Source organism: Metabacillus herbersteinensis (genome assembly GCF_042433335.1).
Lineage (GTDB): Bacteria > Bacillota > Bacilli > Bacillales > Bacillaceae > Metabacillus > Metabacillus herbersteinensis.
This window is the reverse complement of record NZ_JBHLVO010000024.1, coordinates 26,759-49,270: the sequence shown is the minus strand read 5'-3', so window position 1 is coordinate 49,270 and position 22,512 is coordinate 26,759. Positions and strand designations below refer to the sequence as shown.

The window sequence follows — 22,512 nt, the reverse complement described above, 5'->3', positions numbered from 1 at the left end:
GACCCTATGCTATTTAAGTAATTGGATTCAATGAGACTAAGAATGTGAGAGGAGGATTTAAGACAAATACATTATTATCAATTCAGTTTTAATAACACACAGTAATTTTTTTGTACAGATTCTATAACTATATATTTATATCAGAAGTTCTTAATATCATTTAAGAGAAAATATAATGAGCCGCTATAATCACTTTAATAATAACCGTTTTTATGTCGGTTATTATAACCGTTATTAAAAAACCCTTGAAACAAGCGGTTTATAACGTTGATAAAATATATGTTTTTCGTATTGACTGGATACATTTACTAATGTATTCTACATATATACGACATTATAACCGTCATAATAACAGTAATAATTGCAGTCAATAACCGTTATTATAGCGTTTTAGAAGGAGGCCTTAATTTGAACAAAGAAGATCTTTTAGATATCCTAAGTGAACGTCTTAATAACGGAATACATATATTAATAGCTTTAAAGGATGGCCCTTTGTTAAAGGAAGAAATTATGGAAAGAGTTAATACTTATTATAAAGAGAAGATGAAAACTAACGAAAATTTAATCGCTTCTAAACACACCTTAAATATTTACGCTGCTCGATTAGAGGGTGCTGGATTAGTCAATGTCAAAGAATTGGGTAGAGCTAGAATGTATTCCCGTTCTGAACTTGCAGATGAGTTAACTGCATATATGAAGCAAAAAAAATTAAGGTAAATTGGAAAGGATGATAGATAATATGACAACAACAATAACTCAACAAAATTTATTAGAACGAGATGATCTACACTTTTCTTTGAAGTTTGGGTACCTGGGTTTAGGTATGGGTGGATGCTCTATCGCTGCTGAGTGCGCTAATGTAAAGACTAATGTGAAAAATGGCCATTTCCCCTACAATGGACTATTAATTAATACAAACAATATGGATTTTGAGAAAATAAATATAATTAACCCCAACATTGAAAAGCTTCAAATAGGTAATGGAAAAGGTGCAGGTCGTGATCTTGAAGCTGGAGAAAAAGCATTTACAGAAGAAAAGGAAAAAGTTACTGGTGCCATAAAAAAACAGTTTATGGATCGTGATTTTATCTGGATAGTTGCTGGGCTTGGCGGTGGTACTGGAACGGGAAGTGTTATAGAGGCTATTAAGTTACTTCATAGCAATGGATTTAAAAAGCGATTCGGATTAATTCTTACGCTTCCAAGAAATAAGGAAGGTTCTACTGTAATAAGTAATGCACTAGAGCGACTTCAAAGAATTTCTAAGGCAATGGCTGGACTTGGATCTATCATTCTAGTAGATAATCAAAAACTATATGATAAATTCATAAAAGAAAATCCTAACTCTACACTTGCCGACTACCTCACTTACAGTAATAACTTTGTTTCTGCTACTCTTCATGAATTAAACGTTGTTACTGCAAGCTTTAAACCATTTGGAGACTCTCACTTTGATTCAAGTGAATTTGAAAATTTATTAAAGACTCCTGGAGTGTTATCTTTATCTAAATACTCTGTTAAGGATTCAAAAATTGATCTTGGAAATGAATCTAGTTATGTCCCAGAATTTAAGGATTCTATCAATAATGGAATTCTTTCGGATGGATATAAATTGGATAACGCAACCCGAGCTGCTGCAAGTGTAATATCAAATAAGCCTACTGCTCAGAGAGTATTCACATTAGGATTCACTGATAAAATTGAAACAATTGTTGATGAAATTGCACCATTAGCAGGAGAAAAACCTATCGCAACATACGTTGATGAAAAAGCTCGTGGTGTTCATTTTTACACTGTATTTGCAGGTCTAAATTTACCTACACGTGTTAATGAATTAGTGGTCGAAAACAATCGTTTAACAGAACTCCAAGATAATAAAGATGATGAAGACGATGTATTAGCATCATTACAAACTTTTAAAAGGAAGAAGAAACAAGTGGACAGTGTTGATGACCTTGATTCTTTATTAAGTGGTAATAGTAATACTATAGATGATTTTGAATCAGAGAGTAAGAAAAAACAAGAGGACAACTATGATCCAATAGAAGACATGTAATTTGAAAAACGCTAGATATTATCTAGCGTTTTTTTACATACAAACGTAATTCCGTAGATACTTAGAAAATATGCTGAGAATATTTAAGTAACTAAGGAAGAAAATAAGCAAAGAGACAATTTCCTAATTGCGATATTATCTTTACGATGCTTAATCGTATAATTCAACCCAAATTTATTATTTGAAAGGTATATTAGCGCAACACCGATTCAGTTTATTCAAGTAACAACAACAGAGTAATTTAAAGCTTATAGCTAAAAAACCCTTTTGGATATAAATTAGCATCTTCAACTTCCTCATCCGGATAGCGAGTAAAAACAGACTCAAACTCACCATTATCGAGAAAGTATTCAATAACTTCAACAATTCGTTCTCGACTTGCAATATCAATTAGAACCATATCGCTTAACCAAAGAAATGATCCGCTATTACATTCGCATGTCTTTGCATTTTTTTCTCTCTAAGACAGAATGTTTTTATACGTGAAGAAACTTGTAATCCACTTAGAACGATCAGAAAAGGTTACAATGACATCAAGATTGTCATCCTCTACATCCCATTCTCCTTCTGCCCATTCTTCAGTCTCAATCCATATATGTTTATTTCTATTATCCTTCAATGAAAAAATCCCCTTAAAATCATTAAGATATCTACACGAAATAGCGGAAATCTAAAAAAATGTTTTTAAAAAAGAGTAAGTTGAAATTCATCCTTATTTACTAAATTTTCAGGATTACTATCCTGCATATCTCCGACTATTTCAAACGTACAATCATTATTATCTTTAGTAATACCTATGATAAAACCTTCTTTTTCCATTGACAGTAATTTAATTGTTACCGGAACTATCAATTTTGGTCTTCCAGATATAAATTTGTCATTTGGTCCACTATGATCATTAATTATTACTGAACATAACTCTCTTGACGAGATTAGTTTCTTAGAACTTATATAATGCCTTATCAAGTCATCTAAATTCTGACTTAATAGATAATGTTTCATCTCTGCACCTACTACTCTTTAATTAATACAATAAATTTAATATAACACAAAATAACACCGCCCTTATGAGACGGTGTTATTTTTACATTATTCATTTTATTAAAGCAAAAGCAGCTGCACTTATTGTAGTTATAAAAGCAACAGCAACTACTACTTTATCTAATTTTTGTTTTGTGCTCTCTTTCAACAGTGTTAACATGCAACTCACCTCAAGTATTATAATTAATAAATAAAGTATATCTATATTATCGGAAAATTGCAAATATATATTTGTGTCCTTAATTAGTTTAATATAAAACGAAAAATTCATATCACGTCAACTGACAACTGAATTAAGCAAAAATCCCTTGAAAAATACGGTCACTAGTTAATCACTTGTCACAAGTGATTAACTATAATGAGCCACTAGTGATATGTTAATCACCGATCGATCACGTGTGATTAATTATAAGTCGTTGCTTGGCAACAACACAAGCACATGTGATTAACTACCAATCATATTCATTCACTTGATTAATGATGAGTGAGTCATCACTGGTATTTTATTATTAATACCTTGTAGAACACTCTCGACTAGTGATTAACAACTAGTTGGTTATACAGCACTAGTGAGAGTGGAGTGATTAACCATTAATAGTTAATGATGCTAATTTTTAATGTATAGAATTTAAGAGTTGCTCAATCTTAACACTTGAATGTATTATATTGCTTATAGTGATTAACAAACGTTGTATCATGAGTGACTAACATATCAACGTTGATTCATCATAAAGGAGGGTGACTTTGTGAGTGAACATATTGAAACAAATGTATGGCAAATTACTGAGTTTGCTGAAAAGATAACCGAAAGTATTGATGGTTCCGTTCATTATAATACTGTCGCGAAGTGGTTTAACAAGTTAGAGAGTATGGGTGTTCACTATGTAAACCGTGCAGTTGGGGAGAAAATCTATGGTGATTTAGACCTTCGAATAGGTATTTTTATCTTTGAAAAAAGAAAAGAAAATTGGCGCTTAGATGTTATATTTCAGAATTTACCTAAATTTATAGAAACGAGATCATTTCCGGAAGAATGGGAAGGGAATACTCCTGGTACGGATCTAGCGGAAGTAGAGGCAGCATTATTTAGAAAGCTGAATGCAAAGGTACAAGAACAACTAGAACAAGCGCATAAGGAAATGCTTAAAGGGTTTGAACAAGTAGCTGCTAGTAGTATTTCTAAGATGTTACCAGAACCTAAATCCAGCCTTGAAATTCGACAAGAAAAGTTTAATAATGCAATGCTACAAATGAAAATTAATAATAAGTTGGAAGAAGAAGCAATTAATAAGTGGAGCGAGCAACCTGAAACCGTTAGGATACGAAAGGTGGGTTTCTTTAGAAAAGAAGAAAACTACGAAGAGAGAGAGAAGTTTATAAGGAATTATAAGAATCAAAACTTTGAGTACGAGCTTGAAAAAGAATTAGGAATAGAAGATGAAAGGTAAGCTAGTACTTAAATTGTACTAGCTTTTTTATATTGTTTGTACCTAGTGATTCATCACTGATCAATTAATGCTTAATTGAGGAGCATGAAATAAGCAAAAACCCGCACCATTAGGTGCGGGTTTTACCGGACAAACAAGCGCATTACTGGCTAGTTCGTTTTTAAATATTAGGTTGTAAAGCTATATTATCATGGTGTTTTTTCTTAAGCAAGATTAATCTTTCGATTTAGAGTTTAAATGACAACGTTAGACAATTTGTGTTTTAATTGTTCACAAATAATGGTGTCTTATGCTATGATTTGTTTTAGGACAAACAAGAGGCCAGAATAAATCAATCAGATCTTCGATGGATTTATTTATAGGGCTAGATTTTTTGTACCTATTTATTGGAAATTTAAGTAAAAAGTAAACTTATAGTCTACAAAAATAATAGAAAAACAAAAAATACACAAAAAAATATCTCGATTGATCTGAGAAATCAACCGAGAAATACTACGCCACACGATTGCTACAACAATCGCTAACATTATTAACCTAAGGATAGTTTACCATTTCTTAAGTTTGAATTCAACATTATAAAAGTAGAATTCTGCAAATAGATACATACAAGGTAAACCAGGACCAGTGGATAGTATTTTCTCGAGACTTGAGCTCAGCGAAGATACTACCCACTGGTCTTTTATTTTGGTAAAAAACGAAAAAGAAAACTCTTGCCCTCAGAACAGAGAAGTGAGAGAATAACCGACTTGTTGACCAGTTCTTTGTAATTAAAGATATTTTTGGTGTAAGAATATACACTAAAATAAATGTGTTAGAGAGGATCGTTAACAAGATGGATATTGTACAAAACACTGAATCAAGTTTACAAGATAAAATTTATACACATGTTGCACTTTCTGCTGAATTTTTACGAGCATTATACAATATTGAACTTAAATATAATTCAGATATTACTTTCCCTATAGTAGAAGAGGGGGCAACTCGAAGCCGCTCACTACACCATCTAACAACTTGTGATATTGTTACTACAATTGTTTTACACGTTGCGTGTAACTCGATAGGGCAAATTCGTGAAACAAATCCTCATAATTTATATACAGAGCGCCTCTGCAAACTCTTTCATGATCCAATTACATATCAGGAGTTTAAAATCTCTTTGAAAAAGCTTGAATTAAATTCACTGATAGAAGTTGTAAAGAATAAATACACTAAGAGATACACTATTCAACTTAACCATTTTTTTAACAAAGAGAAAGAAAGAGTAGAAAGGTATGTTATTGCTCACCCAGTTGTATTTAGTAAAGGATTTACCAATCTATCTATCTCGCATATTAAGCTGTACTTCTCACTTATATGGCAGCAAGGAAATAACAAGGAATTTAAGTTTTCTCGAGTGTTAGATGCTTCAGATCGAATTGAGGCAAAATGCAGTGATGTTATTATGTCTGATTTGAAAAGTATGCTTCATAAACAGCAAAACTCAGATGTTCGGAGAGTTCTATATGACCTTATTAGTTTTCAATTAGTTAATGACCAGGCATTGTTTGAGAAGATCCCTGGGCAACTATTGCTCACTAAGAAGGGAAAGCGATTCTACAAGGTACAGGTGAGGTTGAATCCGTATTATTATTCTCAAGCAAAAAAAGGTGATTTGTACCGTATACCGCTAGAACCACAAGAAACTTACCAAAGAGAAGCCCAATATATTAGACAAGAAATTAATCTTAAAAAGATTGGCGAATTGGAAGTTTTGTATAAAGGGAAGTTATTTAGAGAACTTTTATATATTTTAAAAGATAGATCTAAGGCAGCAATCAATCATTCGATATCAGCAATACAAGAGTATGTTAATTATTACGGGAAATTTCCATATGATCTACAAAACTTTGTTATTCAATCGATAAAACATCTTTCAATTATTAATTATTCAAAGATTGCTCGTGAGGAAGGCCTCCTTAACTACATTACTCATAACAAGGAAAAGCCAATAGACCGAGAAATTAGAATGTTTGATTTTGTCTCTAAGATGAGTTACTACTCCCTTAGAGAGTTTAGAAGAATGTGTAAGATTGCCACACCGATATTAGAAAAATTTCATACTAAAGCAGCAGTCCATGAACCTGCCAATTACGAGGATCATTTTATTGGTGAATTAGATGCAATTAAAGGGATAGGCATTGTTCGACAAATAGCAGTGAGAAGTAATGTAGATCCAATTGAATATTCGTCACTAGAGCAAAGAATTGTGGATCTATTGAAAAGTCTAAGCGAAAAAGAAATAGCGAAATTGCTAATGGAGGGAGTAGCTGATCTCACTAGGTTAGATGTAGTACCAGACCTTCCTAATGATTTTGATCTTGAACATTTTTTAATCAATGAATACAAGTGTTATATTAGGAAAATTGCAATTAAATAATTCACTTCTAGAAACTGTTCTCTAATGTGTAGTGAAGAGGGTTTATTTAGTTTGTTCTAAATGAACTAATGATCACTATATTCGTTAGTGTGCTCTGAAATCTAACTATTTTTAATAATAATTGACATTTTTAAAAATACTCGATAGATAGATGTTATATTTTTGCCTTAACTCACAAAAAAGCATATCTATTCATGTTAATTACCTGAGAAATGTGGAAAATGTGGATATCTATCGAAATTAAACATAAAAAAACAAGAAAAAGTTTGTTAGCATAGTAGAATAAGTTAATAAATAGATGATATATTTAAATTAATGTTATTATGAATTTTCTGAAATCAATACTTCTATTTTTTCGTATGAATAAGAGTATATATATTTGCTTTTAACATAATTTAAATCTCAAAATCTGTTTTTATATGATTAAAAAATGATAGTTCCTTACTACATATAGGGTAAAGACTTTTATAAAAGGGTTTATAATTTAAAAGGGTTTAATCTTTAGTAGTTGTATTTACATTAATTAATATATACGGGGTGATAAAATGCCTTTCGGGTACTCTCTATTTTTAAAGTCTTCTGGGAAAAGTGAAAATACTATTACCGGCTATATCAAAACTATAAATTCGTTTCTTTATTATTTAGACACCCTATATGGTAAGCAAAGGGAATTATATGAAATAACTCCAAGTGATATAAAATCTTTCCTGAAGTATAAGATAGATGAAGGAAATAACATAAAAACTACTAATAAACAACTAGCTACTTTAAAGGGATTTTTTGATTATCTTTGGATAAACGATAAAGTCCCGATTGATCCAGCTGTAAAGATAAAACGTTATACAGATAGTGTTGATGAAAAAATAAGTAATATAACATATGAAATGCTATTAAAGACCTTGAGAGAGGTAAATAGAAATTCCAATTACTCTGTTCTAAGAAAAGTAATCTTTTTATTAGCGACAAAAGGATTAAGAGGTACTGAATTTCAATTCCATAAAGATAGCGTAATTGACCACGGGGATAGTGTGGAACTGAAATTAAAGAAACACTCCATAATCTTAGATGGTGAGGATGCAGGATTATTACTTAACCATTACTACGAATCTCAATTTAATGGATCTACTTTTGTTTTTGTAACCAAAAAACATGATGAATCAATCGTTCCTATTGAGTTAATGTCTATATATACACACTTAAATGCTATAACAGAGGATTATGGATATCCGGATAAAATTACTCTTAACACCATTAGGCATGCATTCGCTTATTATTTATATACAAAAAAGAGGTTTAGTATAGAGCAAGTTGCTAATCTATTGGGGATTGAAAACAATAGTGCTGCTCAATTGATTAGAAATAGTGTCGAGCGTCACATGAAAAAAGAAGTCCTTGAAATTCAATAAATAACAATATAGAATACCTATATAGTATCAAGGAAATTAAAAGTTAATATAAGGGTAAAAGCCCAAATGGATGTAGCTCATGCTGTGTCTATTTGGGCTTTTTTTCGTAAAGGTGGGAAAAAGGAATGTGATTACACATGAAAATTTTAAAGGACTTGAGAATTTAATAATAGCCTCCCTCATAAGTTGCGGAGATGTTACATCATTTAAGGATGAAAATTATACATTGGAAGTCCCTTTTGAAAAGGACAAGTCATTTTATCTATCAAACTATCTTAAACATAATGGGTTATACGATTTTGTTTTAGTTGAACCGACAAAGGGCCAGTTTAAGATTCCACCTAATACTTATCTTAATAAATTAGTGCATCAATGGTACCAAGATGGGAATAAGATCTTTAGTAAAAAGTTAGATCCTAAACTGCTGAATTATCACTCTATTATACTTTGTATAAATTTATTTGGAAGTAGAAAAATAGAAGGTATTTCTGTGCCAACCAATGTAGATAAGAGATTCCTGAGAACAATTACTTATTGTATAGAAAAATGTATACATGTTTCAGTGATACCAGGAAGAGGTCAAATTAAAATTCCTGATGTACCTAATTTATTTATAGATAATGTGGAAGAAATAAATGCAATTGATAGTACAGAATTGGCAAATTATTTGACCAATCAAGAGATAAATAAGTTAATTTTTCGAGTTTCCACATAGAAGGGAGGATTAAAATGAAACTTACTAAAAAAGCCGCAATAGTTCTATTATCTGTTTCGGTGTTATCTGCATGTAGTAACGACAAGTTAATGGAAGAAGTAGAAAAAACAAAGAAGAAGAATTCTGAAAAACAAGAATTGCAGGATCAAAATAAAGAAGAATTGGATAAAAAGCAAAAAGAAATTATAGAGAGTAATGAAAAACCAATTGAAGATGTGATAAAAGAAAGTGAAATGGATAAAAGTAAAGTTATATCCGACGGTACTAATGTAAAAATTAAAGATAATTACACAGATGAAAATGAATTAGCTATCTATGTCGGAAAAGTTCTCTTCGAATTTTATACATTTAGTCAATCTCCTGAAGATTTTTATCAGTTCCTTAAAGATTATGGTTCGCCTAGAATCCACGAAGAAACAGTAAAAGACAAAGATACTGGTGTACTAATCTTTGAAAATGTTCAATCAATATATAAACAGCAAAAAATACAACAAGAATCCTACGTTTTATCTAAGGTTATGTTGAGTAAAAATAAGAAAGAAGGATATTTCTATCGAAAAATAAAGTCCAACAAAGGTGATGAGTATTACATAACCAGCTTAGTAAAAGAAAATGGAGTGTGGAAATATTCAGAGGATAGTCCTTCACCACCATTTGAAGTAGAAGAAGAAAAAGTACTAGACGAAAATAAAGGGGAATAACCAATGAATAAAACGATTGAATCTACTGAGGATCTATTCAAATATACAGATCAGAAATTAAAAGCGCACTTTCAAAACAGTGAATTTTTTAATAAGGAATTTGCAATAATGGTTGCATACTATCGATCAAAATTTGAAGGTTTAATACAAGAAGTAGATACAGAAGGTTTTGATGGTGAGCTCTTCCAGAGCGCAAAGAGTCAATTTTTCAATGGTTATTATATTATAAGAGAATTAATATCGAATAGTGAAACAAAAATTGAGGATGAGTGGTTTAGTCAACCCGAAGGATTACTAACAGAACAAATCCCTGATTTAATAAAGGATTTAGCTCAAGAAAGTTTTGATGATGTTGTAATAACTGATACCATGCACCAGTTTACTATGAAAGCAATAACCAAGTATGAAGATGTAATAAATATTCTAAAACAAATTGCATTTGACATTGTATGCTTAGGAGCTAAACAGGCTATTTTAGACGAGAGAGAAAAAAGAGGACTAATACCCTTCAAAAGTGAAATGAAAGGGCTGTTAGCTAACGTAGAGGACCTTACGTTCATAAATCCTCAACAACACCTTAGTTGTACTGTAATTACATTAGAGGCTGAAATTTGGACACTATCTTGGTGGTCGTCTATTCACACAAATGATAATAAAGCTGGAGAAGTTTCTATCATTACAATTCCTGTAGAAGATAGTAAAAAGTATGCACTTAATATTAATTTGAGCAACCGCATACAAGATAATCAACGCAAAAAGATTTTAGAAGCAATACTTTTTAGTCTTATGGAACGAAATAATGTGAAAAGAGAAGCAATTTCTGTTAATTTCGCTGTGGTAGAGGACTTTTATATCTTAATAAATGAATAAAAAAATGAAGGGGTTGTTGGATCGTAGTTTCAATAATAAAATTATAAAAACGGTTAATATGCACATTGATGGAATGAGTACTCAAGATGATTACACAGGTTCAGAGTTCTTTTCACACAAACAGCAGTTATAGAGTAAAAAAACCAGCTAACGACATTTAAGTTAGCTGGTTTTTCAAATTATTTATAAACAGGCATACTCTTCATATATCCTTCTTTAGCATGGAAAAATGTCATGTGTTTAGAAATTGTTGCACTTTCAAATAGTTCATTCATATAAGTTGCAACAGCCAATGAAGCCGTTCTATTGGTAATCAAACGTTGTGGGTCCATAGATACAAGGTTTGAACACGCTATTTGAGAAGGGGCAATTTCATCATGATCATTTGCAAAGTCAGGAAAAACATCAACTGCAGAGGGTAAAATCGTCTTACCTTCAAGACGAAGACCACAAACTACTTGGCCATCCCAACCGCTTTCGTCATAGCTCTCAATTTCTTCCTTTGTCCATTTATCTCTAGGTCTATCCCGGAAATCATTAGGTACCTTTACACTTCCATTACCTACGTCGAGATAAATACACCTACGAGAGGATTCAAAGAATTCGTGCAAAACTCTACGAGTAAAACTATTATCGACACAGCCGATAATGAGGGGTATGTATAAAACCTCATAATCACTCCCAATTTGCTGATAGTCCGTATTGAATAAATTTTTTAATGACTGAATATCTTCAATATAGGATTCCGAATAACTACTAATCGGAATGTTATAAGCAGCACTGTATCGTTTTGCTAATACATCTGCTTTCTTTTTCCCAATATCCGCTTCGATAAACAACTGATTTTTTAGGTTTTTTTCTTCTACTCTATCAGGATCAACTATTAAATAATGTCCCTTAATTTGAAAAATTGACATCATCTGTGCAATTTGTTGAGTAACATAACCACCATTTCCTCCTGTACCAATTTGACAGATAAAAGGGTATATCTTTGTTTTCTTATAGTAGTGGTCGTTTACTAAGAGACTTATAGTTTTACTCATGTTCAGTTACCTCCACCACACTTAGATCGTGGAGATCTGAAAAAGTAATAAAAGGATTCTCAAAGATTGACCAGGGACTTAATGAAACATGAGAATGAGTTTTCATATCATATGTCCTTACTGTTATCTCTGGAAAAAAGTTATTAATTCTTCCTATAATCGCGTAGATAAGAGGCATAGCATCTCTTTCATTTTCGTCATCTATAGAAGATGGGGAAGGTGACATTACATGGTGTGAATGAATTTCCATAACCTTAATGCATGGTCTTTCCATTACTTTTAATGCTGTAACCATAGGATCTTCCGTTACACTGACTAGGTATCTGCTGGCAGTTTGTCTAGGTATATCCATAAAGAATTCCTTCATCTCTTTATCGAAATAAACATCCGCGTAGAATTCAGTACCGTATCTGTCAGAAAAATACTTGGATACAGCAATAAATTCACGGAGTAAAGTGAACGGGATTTTTCGTGAAGAAAAAGAGCCCCCAGAAGTAGGAGACTCTTTCGTACAATGTTCTTCACTTAATCCTTTTTTCTTTCCTTGAAGGATAATGGACACAACATTCTTTTTCTTTAAATAGACAAGTTGAGCACCCGTATCAATAACTGGGTAATCTTTTTTAAGCCTTTTCTTTAGCTCATTCTCGTCAACCTCTTTATACTCTATAACGCCTTCTTTATTCGGTTTACCAATACCATTCTCCAGTTCTTCAGTTGAAAAGTATTCAGTAATTGCAATGACCTCTGTGTAGAAGTAAATGGTTGTTTGAGTGTTTACTTCAAACTTATCTACTTTAGCTGCAGGAGATGAACTAGAAGTAGCAGTAGCAGAAGGAGTCTTACTCTTGTGCTCTTCAAATTTCTTTGCCATTTCAGCCTGTGCTTTCATGCGTTCGTCCTCTTGGCGTTTCTTTTCTACTTCGTACTCATCTTCAATACCGAATAGTGAAAACATATTTGTTTGCTCTAGGTTTTTTGTCACTTTATTTTCCTCCAATAATTTTATAATATTTTTGATAAGCGATTATTTACTTAAGTGAAAGAAACCATTTATGGTGGTATTCATAGGCATAAGTAAATCATCATTAAACTCTTTATCTTTTAAACTCTCAATTAGTTGTTTCATTGTTTTTGTCTCGGTAGAGATAGAACCATAATCATCATTAAAAGGAGCTGCAAAGAATAAATAATGCATTTTCTCTAATAGTGACAGACATTCAATCTCAGGAAACACATTTCCTCCCATACAAACTTCAGCAGTAGTATGATAGACATTAGCGAAAGGAAAGTAATAGATAGGTGTTTCCCCATTTAATGCTCCGGATTCCTTTAATGCAATAATCCTCAACTTGCTTATCGATTTACCATGAACTTTATAAGCAAAAATCATTCTCGGAAAGCCTACAGTAATCGTATCGTTTCCGTACGTTATTTGCCATTTCCGCTTTGGTAATTCTATAAAAACCTCATGACCGTTAATTGTAGATACAAGTTTCACACAATTTTTCGGTAGGAAAGGTGTTTCATGAGTACTTCCTTCTGTACTAGAATTAGTCAAAGAATTTATGATATCGTTTAAGGACATCTTATATTCACCAAGTACAACACCGTTTGCTTGTTTTTGAATAACCTCTACACAGTCGCTGAAATTACGCAATCTGTCTGTTATCTTGATTAAGAATTCCATTATCTTCACTCTCCAGCAGATGGATTAGTTCATTTGCTTTTCTTTTTAAGTTAATAAGAGATAAAGCTACCTCATATAACATGCCTGGCCACCATATCATCACAGCAATTCCATCTTTGTTTAAGAGTTCAATAATTTCTCCCTCAAGATGTTCAAAGCTATTTGATTCGTCGCGCATTATTAATTTAAACTCTTCACTATATTTGCTATCTAACACTTTATTAAAGATAGGGTCCTGAATTAGATAAGCAGCCTCAGGTATTCCATCCGAAATCATATTTTTCAAATCATCAGAATCCTCAATTTCACCATAATCATAGTAACTTACATTACAGAAGAGTGAAGTAAGGCCTTCAAGGAATATACTAAAGCCTTCATCAGTATTGTATTGAATATCAACCATAAATGAATTATTGCTGAAATTCATAACATCTACACCGGCGTCATGAAAGACTTTTATCATAATTAGATTTCCAATACTTGCCTCAAGAGAACTTTTCTCGTAAATGTCCATTTCCATTTATAACTCTCCTAACTTACTAGATGAAGAATTCGACTTCATCGCTCGTATAGATTTTGTTTTTTGAATGAAACAATCCGTAAACAACAGACTCAATTTCTCTATGAATTACGAATGGATTTTTCGGATCACACAAAAACGTCTCTTCTTCTCCAATATCGCCTAATTCAATAACTTCCATGGCCTCTAAGGCATATTTCGCATCACTAATTGAAAAACTATCAAAATTGATCGAACTTATTGGATCATGATCCCAAATGTGGCGGACGACATTCGCAATACCACACTGATCCGAAGGCTTTTGGTTTTTATCTCGCTCTTTAAGATTTTTTTCAAATTTTGAAAGATCAAAATTCATGTTCTTCCTCCAATATAAAAGGAGAGTCTCATAATGACTCTCCTAAGTTTTTATTAAGTAGTTCGTACTGGCAAAATGAGTTGCAATTCTTCATAAGACTTCTGTTCAGAAGGCACTAAAAGAAAGGGTCTCATATCACCCTGGTACTTAAACACAACCTCATCACAATCAACTGTTTTTAATGCATCGATCATGTACTTTGCTGAAAAAGAGATCGTAAAATCATCTTCTCCTTCAAGTGATGAGTACTGAACTTCATCTCTACCTTTTCCTGTTTGTGCTTGGTGGGTGGATATAGTCAAAACCCCATTAACATGCATTTTAATTACGCCACCTTTACCATTGTCAGCAGCATCCGCTAAAGTCTTAATTCGTTCAAGAGAGTTTAGGAATTCCTTTCGATCTACTTGAACCTCAGATTTAAAATCGTTTGGAATAAGTCTGCTAGTATCTGGGTAATTTCCTTCTAATAATCTTGAAAAGTAAATAGTTTGACCATTTCGAAGTAAAATCATTTGATCTTTAGCAAACAATTCTACGTCTTTTGATAGATCAAACGTTTTTAATACATCATCAAGAGCTTTAGATGGTATTACTATTCTTAATTCCGAAGAATTTTCACAGGTTTGTTTTATTTGTCCTAACCGATGACTATCCGTACAAACCAAGTGAATACAATCCTTTTGAATTTCGAATAAGACACCTTGCAAGATAGGTCTAGTTTCAGAAGTGCTCGCAGCATATCTTGTCTTTTTAATAAGATCACTGAATTGTGTACCTCTAAGCCTTAAATTAGGCTCAGTGGTGTTCACTTCAGGAAGCTTTGGAAATTCCTCTGCATCAAGACAATTAAGTTCAAACACACTTTTTCCTGACTTGATTTTAGTTGTAAACCCCTCTAGGTTAAATTCAACTTTCTTTTTTGCTTTTTTAACTAGTTCTACAATTTGTTTAGGTAGAACGACCTTTCCTGTTTTAAAAACCTCTACACTGTCTCCATCAACTGGAATAGAGTGTTGGATAGTTTCCGAGTTATTAGATGCAGTTAAGCGCAGCTCGTCTTCGTCTACCTCCAATAAAATACCCTGTAAAATTGGAATAGAACTTTTTGAAGAAATCAATTTGGAAACGTTATTTAGAACCTCACTTAAAACCTCACGTTTAATTTCAAATTTCATTTTAAAATCCTCCTAGTGTTTAATTTTTTGTATAAAAAAAGCACAAAAAAGAGGTGATTACCTCCCAATTGTGCTTACTCTCATGGCTTATGCAGTACGTTGTTGCTCTTTTCCTTCTGCTTTGGCCATTTGTATAATTTTACCTACATCATCCTTATCTAACTGGAAAAATAGGCTAAACAATTTATCTATCATAACTTCCGGTTTAACAATTTGAGCGAAATATACTAGTCGCTCATTACTAATACCATAGTTTCTCCCAGCTGAACATACATCATTAACAGGCTTTAATGCTTTGTAATACTCGCGTAAAGCATCAATAGAAGATTTAGTGATATCAATAGGAAGCGCAATAGGATTGTTAGGGTTTGCTCTATTGAAAATTCTAACAATATATCCTGGCTGCTTATTCAAGCCAATTAAAGCTTCAGTACGACCTATAATATCTAAAACATTCTTTGTTTCGTCCTGTGTGTTGTTATGATTTTGTTGGTGAGATTGTTGATTTTGATTAAAACCGCTGCTGTTACTATTATTCTTATTCGCTTTATTTCGATCGTTTTGATTCCCATTGTTAATGTTACTACTTTGATTTTGGTTTTTAGTGATATTTGTTTGCTTACCTGATGACTGTTGGTTACCGTTTGTAGCCTTCTGCTTAAATCCTTTAGGTAAAGCAAAACTAGGTAGTTGAGGTGGTAACCAGTAGCCTTTTAGATTCTTCTTGTCATCTTTTATATAGATAGAATTAGGTTTCTTATCATCAAAAACTGGAACCCATTCTTCTGTGCACTTATAAAGATAACGACCTATTCCCCATTGAACTGCAGCTCTTTTCATAGAGTTGGAAACTGCACCTTTTGTGTCTTCAATATTTGTAATATCAGCACCGTCCCATTTCGTAATGCTTCTTCCATTAAACCATGCTGTAATCCCACAAATAACACCTTTATGCAGCTCTTTAAAACTGTTTTCCCAACCCATCACACCAAAAACATGATCTAAACGAGCTTGAATCGTTCTATTTTGAACGTAAGGTACGACAATCGCTTTCCATTGATTTTGAACTTTTAAAGTACGTTGAACTCTCCATTCAATATCATCTGGTGCAAAAGGCTCTTCTAACATTTTCGTTATTTCTTCGATACTTCTCTCTGTACAATTTTCACCCATTTTAAAACATCCTCTCTCATTTTGTTATATCCATCCATCAATGTTTTTTACGTAAACGCAAAAAAGCCTTTGAAGTTTCATAAATTGATAGAATAGTAGACAGAAATCTACTAACTATACAAAAAATGAACCTCAAAGGCTCCGAAATGTCGTTTAATGAAAAAACCCGCTAACCAAAAGGTTGCAAAAAAACAAAAATAAAAATGAATATGGTGCTATTATACTGGATATTTTTCAAATGCTCAATATGATTATTTAAAGTCAAGAGTATATCTTTTGAAATTATCACCTCTTAACATTTATTATGATTTGTATATGTGCTATAATTTTTACAGACAATTAAAAGATTAAAGCGAAAACCGCTAAACAATACCCTTTACCGAGGGCTATTGTGTAGCGGTTTTTTTGTAGTTATATAGGAAATGGAATAGGGTGAACTTAGGATGGAGAATAAATTCAAAGAGATTAAATTGATCGAAAATGACGTTGAAAGACTCATTATTCTTAGAAAAAGATTAAATAAGAGTCAGTATGAGTTTGCAAAAGATCTAGGAGTATCCGCTAGTTATTTAGGACAAGTAGAAAATTACAAATTTCCATTCTCACACCAATTAAGAGATAGAATCAATGAATACTTAAGAATGGAGCAAGAATTAGATGAAAAAAATCTATTTGGCAATTTCTCAAAATAAGGATGTTGTTATTGCTGCTCTTGAAGGAAAGTACAAAGATTTAAGAATAGTTGAGATTAATGAAATAAGTGCATTAGAACCCATTCTATACGAAGACTATTATCTACTCATTTCCGACAAGTCATTTATAGAAGATATCAATACGATTGATCAAGAACGGTTAAAAGGTCAGATTTGGCATATTGAGAATGAATTAAAAGTAGAACGAATAGATAAGGGACCAATTACATTATTTAAAGAAGTATCAACTTTAACGAACTTTGTGTATATAAAGGATTTACAAAATAAAAAATATTCTATAAGCCATAATTCCTCTAAAGATAGTGAAAAGGAAAAGCCATTAGATAGCAAAGAAAGTCTAAAGGTGCAACAACCAGATCTAAAAACAGAAATTGGAAGTGAATCTGATAATGAAAAGAAAAGGGTTAAAAACGGGAATACCAAACAGTCAACTACCGCTACTTCTCCCAAAGGCAAAGAGATTAGCAGGAATGAAGATCAAGATATTTTAACCGATCCCAAGGAAAATGAATTACCTGATGATGAAGAAAATCTCTCAAAACCAGTAAACTTAAAAGAACCTTATCCTGAATTAGATGGTAGTGTAATAGAAAAAATAGAAGGTGAGTGTCTTTCCAGTGTAGTGGAAGAGTTTATTAAAGAAGATAGTAAATTCCAAAGCACTACATCGAAAGATTCAGATATAGACATTGATATAAGATTTGATAATAGAAGGAACATGAGAATTAACTTTTTTAATGCACCCGACTCATCACCTGATTCTAATAATTATACGATTGGGTTATGGTCTCCTCTAGGTAGAATAGGAGTTACAACGTTTGCAATCAATTTTTCTATCCACTTAGCAAAGAGTGGTTATTCCGTAGCTGTCATTGAAGGATGTACAACCAAACCAAATCTTAAGAATTCCCTCAATCGTTTTACTTCAAAACCCCAAGAGTGGAAATCCTATATTCAAGGACTTATGGACAAAACAGGACAATCTTCTCAAAAGGCCTATTGGAAATATAAAGGTGTACAATGGCTACCCATTGGTCATGAGGATACGTCTAATGAATGGGATGAGAGTATTGTAGCGGATTACTTGAACGACGTTAAATCAGGACATCAGATCGTTTTAGTTGATCTTCCTGCAGGAGAAATGGGAGAAAGTTCACTTAATATTTTAGATCATGTTGATGAATTATGGATATTCGTTGATGGTGCTAATCAAGAAACTAAGTCATGGAAAAAGTACATACAGACTACACTAAATAAATATAGTTTTGACAAAAACCTTATCTACAACATTTACTATGAATTTAGTAAGGTAAGTGAACTTTCAAAAGAACTAGAGATTCCTATTATGGTAAAAATACCTGAATTAAGTAAGGAAGTCTACAGAAATTATAACCAAAGAAAGCCTTTAATTGAGTATGAGGAGCCTTCTCTTAAACTTAAGGAATCCTATGATTTCCTTTCCAAAAAAAATAGTAGGAGAAATGAAAGCACTACCCAAAAATAGGTCGTTTCTTGCAAAAATTCGTTATCTATTTAAATCATAACCTGGTTGCAAATCAATAAAAGACAATGATATATTTTAAACAATTAATCTTCTGTTTTTTATTTTTTTTGCAACCTTTGTGGTTAGCGGTTTTTGATTAAACAATGCGATCTCTGGATCTGTAGATGAGTACATTTTTATGTACCTATTTGTCTACACTCCAAGATCGCTTTTTTTATTTTAAGGAGAGTTGGAGGGTAAACCTATGAAAAGATCATCAGAAAAGTTAAAAGAAATTAAAAAGGTATTAATGAGTTTAGAAGGGTATATACGAATGGGTGCACACGTTAAGCAACGTATGTATAAAAGAGGCTATACCAAAGGAGACATTGTAAGTGCAATAATGGGTGGAGAAATTACTGATATTCAGTATGGATTTAATCATGACATTGGAAGTAACGCTTTTAATTATGTCATTGTGGGTAAGGATAGTAGCTTAAATCCTATTGTGGTGGTTCTATCAGAAGAAGGTAAGAGTAAATTTTTAATCATTACTGTAATGCCACCAATAGATCATAAACGATTTACTGATTGTATTTAATGGGTGTGTTATGAGACGTTAAGAAAGGATGGTTTATGTATGAATAATCAACTTAGAAAAACAAGAATTCCAGAATGGTATGAATTCATGAGAGTGGCTTGTCCGATTTGCGGGAAAACAGGTGGCTGCATGCAACATAAAGATGGTGATGCTGTTGCATGTATTCGTGTTGAAAGTGACAGACCTTTTAGTAAAAACTCAAGTTTACCGAGTTATTTACATATGTTAAAAGGTGAAAAGAAAAGGAAAAAAATAAACGATGAGGAACTCCCTACTTATCATGGGGAGGAAAAGAAAGAAGATAGTGTCTTGAATTCAGTTTTTCAGAGCATGCTAGATTGTCTAGAGTTAAAAGATAGCCATTACGCACATTTAACTTCTTCAACTAGACAATTGTCTGAAGAACAGATCCACACAAGAAAATATCGTTCATTATCTTCACAACCATGGAATGTTGTAAAAGAAATTCAAACAATATTAGGAATAGATGATTTCAGTGGTATTCCAGGTTTTTATCTTGCAGATGGAAAGTACGGAAAGTATTGGACAATAAATGCGACGGATGGTATTTTAATACCTTTCCGAAATCACAAAAATCAAATTGTTGGGTTGCAGTATCGAATTGATAAACCGCCTAATGACGTGAAGATACAAGAACGTAAACAAGGTCTAACTGCTAAAGTGATCGAACAACCTAATATAGTTCAGGTATCTTTTGAAGGTGATATCCTAAGTGAACAAAAACTAGAACTTGACCAACCTATTACAATCTTTTCAAAAGATAAAGAAATACTAGGATGGATAGAGTTAAAAAGAGGTACACGTTATTTTTGGTTAAGTTCAGCAAATAAAAATAAGGGAACGGGTTCAGGTAATCCATCTCCAGTTCATGTTTCAGTTCCTTTAGAAAAGTTAAAGAAATGGGAAGCTGGAACTACACTAAAAGCGAAAACAGTTTGGCTAGGAGAAGGACCGCTTAAAGGTGACATTTCTTGTGATTTCGTGGAGAAACTTTACGATCCAGAAGAAATAGAAGATATCGGAACAACCTTTCTGTCCTTACCTGGGGTTAATCCATGGAGGCTTGCATTACCGATTTTGAAGGAAATGGAAGTGGGACAAGTTAACATATGCTTTGATGCTGATGCTGTAAACAATCCATATGTAAGACAACATTTAATGGATAGCGCTAAGAAAATGAAGGAAGAAGGATATCGAGCAAACCTGATTATATGGAATGGAAAAGACGGAATTGGGCTAGATAATTTATTTTTGAATCTCACCCTTCCACAAATTAAGAAATTATTTTAAAAATTACGGGTGACATCAAAGTTGGTAAATACACATTATAGATGGTAAATTTACATTAAAGTTTTGAATCCTAAATTTCAAAAGATCCCGCGCTGTTTAGGCGTATCGGGGTCTTTTGATATATTCAGTACAAAGGTTATCTAATAATGAAAACCAGGAAATTATATGGTAAAATAAATGTGTTCCGGAGGTACTATATGAATAGATTAAACCCATTGAATGACTTTTTATTCAAGAAATTGTTCGGAGATGAAAAGGATAAAGATATCTTAATAGGTTTTTTAAATGCAATTCTCAAATCAGATATTATAGATTTAAGGATTGAGAAGGAAAATCTGGATAGAGTAAAAGTTGAGGATAAGTTAGGAATATTGGACATAAAGGCTAAAACCAAAACAGGCGAAAAATTTAACATTGAAGTTCAATTGTTAAATCAAAATAATATGATTCCAAGAACTCTTTTCTATTGGTCAAAGCTTTTTGTAGAGGATTTTGAATCTGGGAAGAAGTATTCATCACTTCAAAAAACCGTTACTATCAACATTCTTGGTTTTAGTATGAAGGAATTACAAAATCAACAGTTTCATTCCACTTATACCTTAAGAGAGAGTCAAACCAAAAACTTATTAACGGACTTGCTAGAGATTCATTTCATTGAGTTTCCAAAGTTTAATAAAGTAAACGATAATGTGAATAATCCTTTACATCGCTGGTTATTATTTTTAAAAGATGATATTTCTGAATATAAGTTGAAGGAGGTTATCAGTATGGATATAATTCTCAATAAAGCAGAGCAAAAATTATTAAAACTAAGTGCTGATCCTGAAACTAGAAGAGAGTATGAGTTGCGAGAAAAAGCTCTTACGGATGAAAGAAGTAGGTTATCAGATGCTAAAGTTACAGGGGTATTAGAAGTAGCGAAAAACTTATTGGACAGTGGTATGCCGCTATACGAAGTCGCTAAGTACACTCCGTATAACGCTGAAGAATTAGAGCAATTACTAAAAAAATATAACTAATTTTGTTTTAAAAAAATCACCAGGTTACACATCTGGTGGTTTTTTTTTCTTTGAACTCATTTTACATACCAACTAAACCGTGATTAAACATGAATTTTAACAACGGTAATGGACGTAACAATATTCATACTGAACTTTGAGCGCTTCTTCCAAGTTCAAGACCTTTTTGTTTTCCTACCTCACTATGCTTAAAAAATTCTTGCTTTTACTAAAGAAATCTACTAACATAAAAGTATCAAAATCAATTTAATTACAAGAGCGGGAAATCCCCGAAAAAATCATGAACGGACTAATCTATTAGTCTACGTTCATCATGATTTTTTCGGGGATTTTTTTTGTCCCTTTAAAAAGGAGGTGAGAAGGATGAAAACACTTAAAAACAAGAGCTTTATGATGTTTCTTGCTGTATTAACGCTTACAATCGTGTCATATACAGTAGTTCCTGAATCAGCGAGTGCTTGGTCAAAAGCTGGTATCACTGAAAACTCATCAATAGATAACAGTGGGATTTATGATGACTTAGATTCAATTGTTACGTTCATTATGATTCTAGGTGGGTTTTGGGTACTTATCATGTTAATTATTGGTGGTATGTTATTGTCTGGTTCAAACGGAAACCCACAACGTAGATCCGCGGGACTTGTTTCCTTAGCAAGTTCCTTCGGTGGAGGATGGGTAATAATTAAGGCATATGATATAGCTGGATGGATTTCAGGATTCGGCGCTTAATTAAAAATCCTAAATTAGAACTCTGGTATATCTCGAATACA

24 protein-coding genes are annotated in these 22,512 nt (G+C 32.5%); 14 read left to right on the top strand and 10 right to left on the bottom strand.

Annotated features, from left to right (window positions below):
- Positions 1 to 408: 408 nt before the first annotated feature.
- Positions 409 to 717, top strand: a complete 309-nt coding sequence (locus ACFFIX_RS20580) for a hypothetical protein (RefSeq protein WP_378937397.1) — start codon at positions 409 to 411, stop codon at positions 715 to 717.
- A 22-nt stretch (positions 718 to 739) separates the two neighbouring features.
- Entirely contained in the window at positions 740 to 2,056 is a 1,317-nt protein-coding gene (locus ACFFIX_RS20575; RefSeq protein WP_378937396.1) for an FtsZ/tubulin family protein, read from the top strand.
- 241 nt (positions 2,057 to 2,297) lie between these two features.
- Here ACFFIX_RS20575 and ACFFIX_RS20570 read toward each other — a convergent pair whose 3' ends face one another.
- From ACFFIX_RS20570 to ACFFIX_RS20560, 3 genes are all read right to left on the bottom strand, one after another.
- The gene (locus ACFFIX_RS20570; RefSeq protein WP_378937395.1) at positions 2,298 to 2,456 is read right to left on the bottom strand and encodes a hypothetical protein; all 159 of its coding nucleotides are present in this window, start codon (positions 2,454 to 2,456) and stop codon (positions 2,298 to 2,300) included.
- A gap of 60 nt (positions 2,457 to 2,516) precedes the next feature.
- Positions 2,517 to 2,675 (bottom strand): hypothetical protein, encoded by a 159-nt coding sequence (locus ACFFIX_RS20565; protein WP_378937393.1) that lies wholly within the window; start codon positions 2,673 to 2,675, stop codon positions 2,517 to 2,519.
- A gap of 65 nt (positions 2,676 to 2,740) precedes the next feature.
- A complete protein-coding gene (locus tag ACFFIX_RS20560; protein WP_378937391.1) occupies positions 2,741 to 3,058 on the bottom strand; it encodes a DUF3895 domain-containing protein in 318 nt (105 codons plus the stop codon).
- A 785-nt stretch (positions 3,059 to 3,843) separates the two neighbouring features.
- On the opposite strand from ACFFIX_RS20560, the gene ACFFIX_RS20555 reads away from it, so the two are divergent.
- The 6 genes from ACFFIX_RS20555 to ACFFIX_RS20530 all read left to right on the top strand — a co-directional run bounded on the left by ACFFIX_RS20555 (position 3,844) and on the right by ACFFIX_RS20530 (position 10,653).
- On the top strand, positions 3,844 to 4,545 hold the full coding sequence (locus ACFFIX_RS20555; protein ID WP_378937389.1) for a hypothetical protein: 702 nt from the start codon (positions 3,844 to 3,846) through the stop codon (positions 4,543 to 4,545).
- An 832-nt stretch (positions 4,546 to 5,377) separates the two neighbouring features.
- A complete protein-coding gene (locus ACFFIX_RS20550; RefSeq protein WP_378937387.1) occupies positions 5,378 to 6,961 on the top strand; it encodes a hypothetical protein in 1,584 nt (527 codons plus the stop codon).
- 545 nt (positions 6,962 to 7,506) lie between these two features.
- Positions 7,507 to 8,367, top strand: coding sequence for a tyrosine-type recombinase/integrase (locus ACFFIX_RS20545; RefSeq protein WP_378937385.1), 861 nt, complete (start codon positions 7,507 to 7,509; stop codon positions 8,365 to 8,367).
- Positions 8,368 to 8,494: 127 nt separating this feature from the next.
- On the top strand, positions 8,495 to 9,082 hold the full coding sequence (locus ACFFIX_RS20540) for a hypothetical protein (RefSeq protein ID WP_378937383.1): 588 nt from the start codon (positions 8,495 to 8,497) through the stop codon (positions 9,080 to 9,082).
- A gap of 14 nt (positions 9,083 to 9,096) precedes the next feature.
- Entirely contained in the window at positions 9,097 to 9,783 is a 687-nt protein-coding gene (locus ACFFIX_RS20535; RefSeq protein ID WP_378937381.1) for a hypothetical protein, read from the top strand.
- 3 nt (positions 9,784 to 9,786) lie between these two features.
- Entirely contained in the window at positions 9,787 to 10,653 is an 867-nt protein-coding gene (locus ACFFIX_RS20530; protein WP_378937379.1) for a hypothetical protein, read from the top strand.
- 179 nt (positions 10,654 to 10,832) lie between these two features.
- Here ACFFIX_RS20530 and ACFFIX_RS20525 read toward each other — a convergent pair whose 3' ends face one another.
- From ACFFIX_RS20525 to ACFFIX_RS20495, 7 genes are all read right to left on the bottom strand, one after another.
- The gene (locus tag ACFFIX_RS20525; RefSeq protein WP_378937377.1) at positions 10,833 to 11,696 is read right to left on the bottom strand and encodes a ThiF family adenylyltransferase; all 864 of its coding nucleotides are present in this window, start codon (positions 11,694 to 11,696) and stop codon (positions 10,833 to 10,835) included.
- Positions 11,689 to 12,681 carry a hypothetical protein gene (locus ACFFIX_RS20520; protein WP_378937375.1) on the bottom strand — a complete coding sequence of 331 codons (993 nt, stop codon included), beginning with the start codon at positions 12,679 to 12,681 and terminating at the stop codon, positions 11,689 to 11,691. Before ACFFIX_RS20520 ends, ACFFIX_RS20525 begins: the two co-directional genes overlap by 8 nt.
- Before the next feature lie 42 nt (positions 12,682 to 12,723).
- Entirely contained in the window at positions 12,724 to 13,386 is a 663-nt protein-coding gene (locus tag ACFFIX_RS20515; protein ID WP_378937373.1) for a hypothetical protein, read from the bottom strand.
- A complete protein-coding gene (locus tag ACFFIX_RS20510; RefSeq protein ID WP_378937371.1) occupies positions 13,349 to 13,906 on the bottom strand; it encodes a hypothetical protein in 558 nt (185 codons plus the stop codon). The genes ACFFIX_RS20515 and ACFFIX_RS20510 overlap by 38 nt, the downstream gene beginning before the upstream one ends.
- A 19-nt stretch (positions 13,907 to 13,925) precedes the next feature.
- The gene (locus ACFFIX_RS20505; RefSeq protein WP_378937370.1) at positions 13,926 to 14,264 is read right to left on the bottom strand and encodes a hypothetical protein; all 339 of its coding nucleotides are present in this window, start codon (positions 14,262 to 14,264) and stop codon (positions 13,926 to 13,928) included.
- Positions 14,265 to 14,317: 53 nt separating this feature from the next.
- Positions 14,318 to 15,442 (bottom strand): DNA polymerase III subunit beta, encoded by a 1,125-nt coding sequence (gene dnaN, locus ACFFIX_RS20500; protein WP_378937368.1) that lies wholly within the window; start codon positions 15,440 to 15,442, stop codon positions 14,318 to 14,320.
- Between the two features lie 87 nt (positions 15,443 to 15,529).
- Positions 15,530 to 16,615, bottom strand: coding sequence for a Rad52/Rad22 family DNA repair protein (locus ACFFIX_RS20495; RefSeq protein ID WP_378937366.1), 1,086 nt, complete (start codon positions 16,613 to 16,615; stop codon positions 15,530 to 15,532).
- Positions 16,616 to 17,058: 443 nt separating this feature from the next.
- Between ACFFIX_RS20495 and ACFFIX_RS20490 the strand changes: the two genes are divergently transcribed.
- From ACFFIX_RS20490 to ACFFIX_RS20465, 6 genes are all read left to right on the top strand, one after another.
- Positions 17,059 to 17,307, top strand: coding sequence for a helix-turn-helix domain-containing protein (locus tag ACFFIX_RS20490; RefSeq protein ID WP_378937364.1), 249 nt, complete (start codon positions 17,059 to 17,061; stop codon positions 17,305 to 17,307).
- Positions 17,273 to 18,832, top strand: a complete 1,560-nt coding sequence (locus ACFFIX_RS20485; protein WP_378937363.1) for a hypothetical protein — start codon at positions 17,273 to 17,275, stop codon at positions 18,830 to 18,832. Before ACFFIX_RS20490 ends, ACFFIX_RS20485 begins: the two co-directional genes overlap by 35 nt.
- Positions 18,833 to 19,076: 244 nt before the next feature.
- A complete protein-coding gene (locus ACFFIX_RS20480) occupies positions 19,077 to 19,412 on the top strand; it encodes a DUF4258 domain-containing protein (RefSeq protein ID WP_378937360.1) in 336 nt (111 codons plus the stop codon).
- A 39-nt stretch (positions 19,413 to 19,451) separates the two neighbouring features.
- Positions 19,452 to 20,723, top strand: coding sequence for a hypothetical protein (locus ACFFIX_RS20475; RefSeq protein ID WP_378937358.1), 1,272 nt, complete (start codon positions 19,452 to 19,454; stop codon positions 20,721 to 20,723).
- 197 nt (positions 20,724 to 20,920) lie between these two features.
- Positions 20,921 to 21,742 carry an Rpn family recombination-promoting nuclease/putative transposase gene (locus tag ACFFIX_RS20470; protein WP_378937356.1) on the top strand — a complete coding sequence of 274 codons (822 nt, stop codon included), beginning with the start codon at positions 20,921 to 20,923 and terminating at the stop codon, positions 21,740 to 21,742.
- Positions 21,743 to 22,105: 363 nt separating this feature from the next.
- Positions 22,106 to 22,471, top strand: coding sequence for a hypothetical protein (locus ACFFIX_RS20465; RefSeq protein ID WP_378937353.1), 366 nt, complete (start codon positions 22,106 to 22,108; stop codon positions 22,469 to 22,471).
- Positions 22,472 to 22,512: the final 41 nt, after the last annotated feature.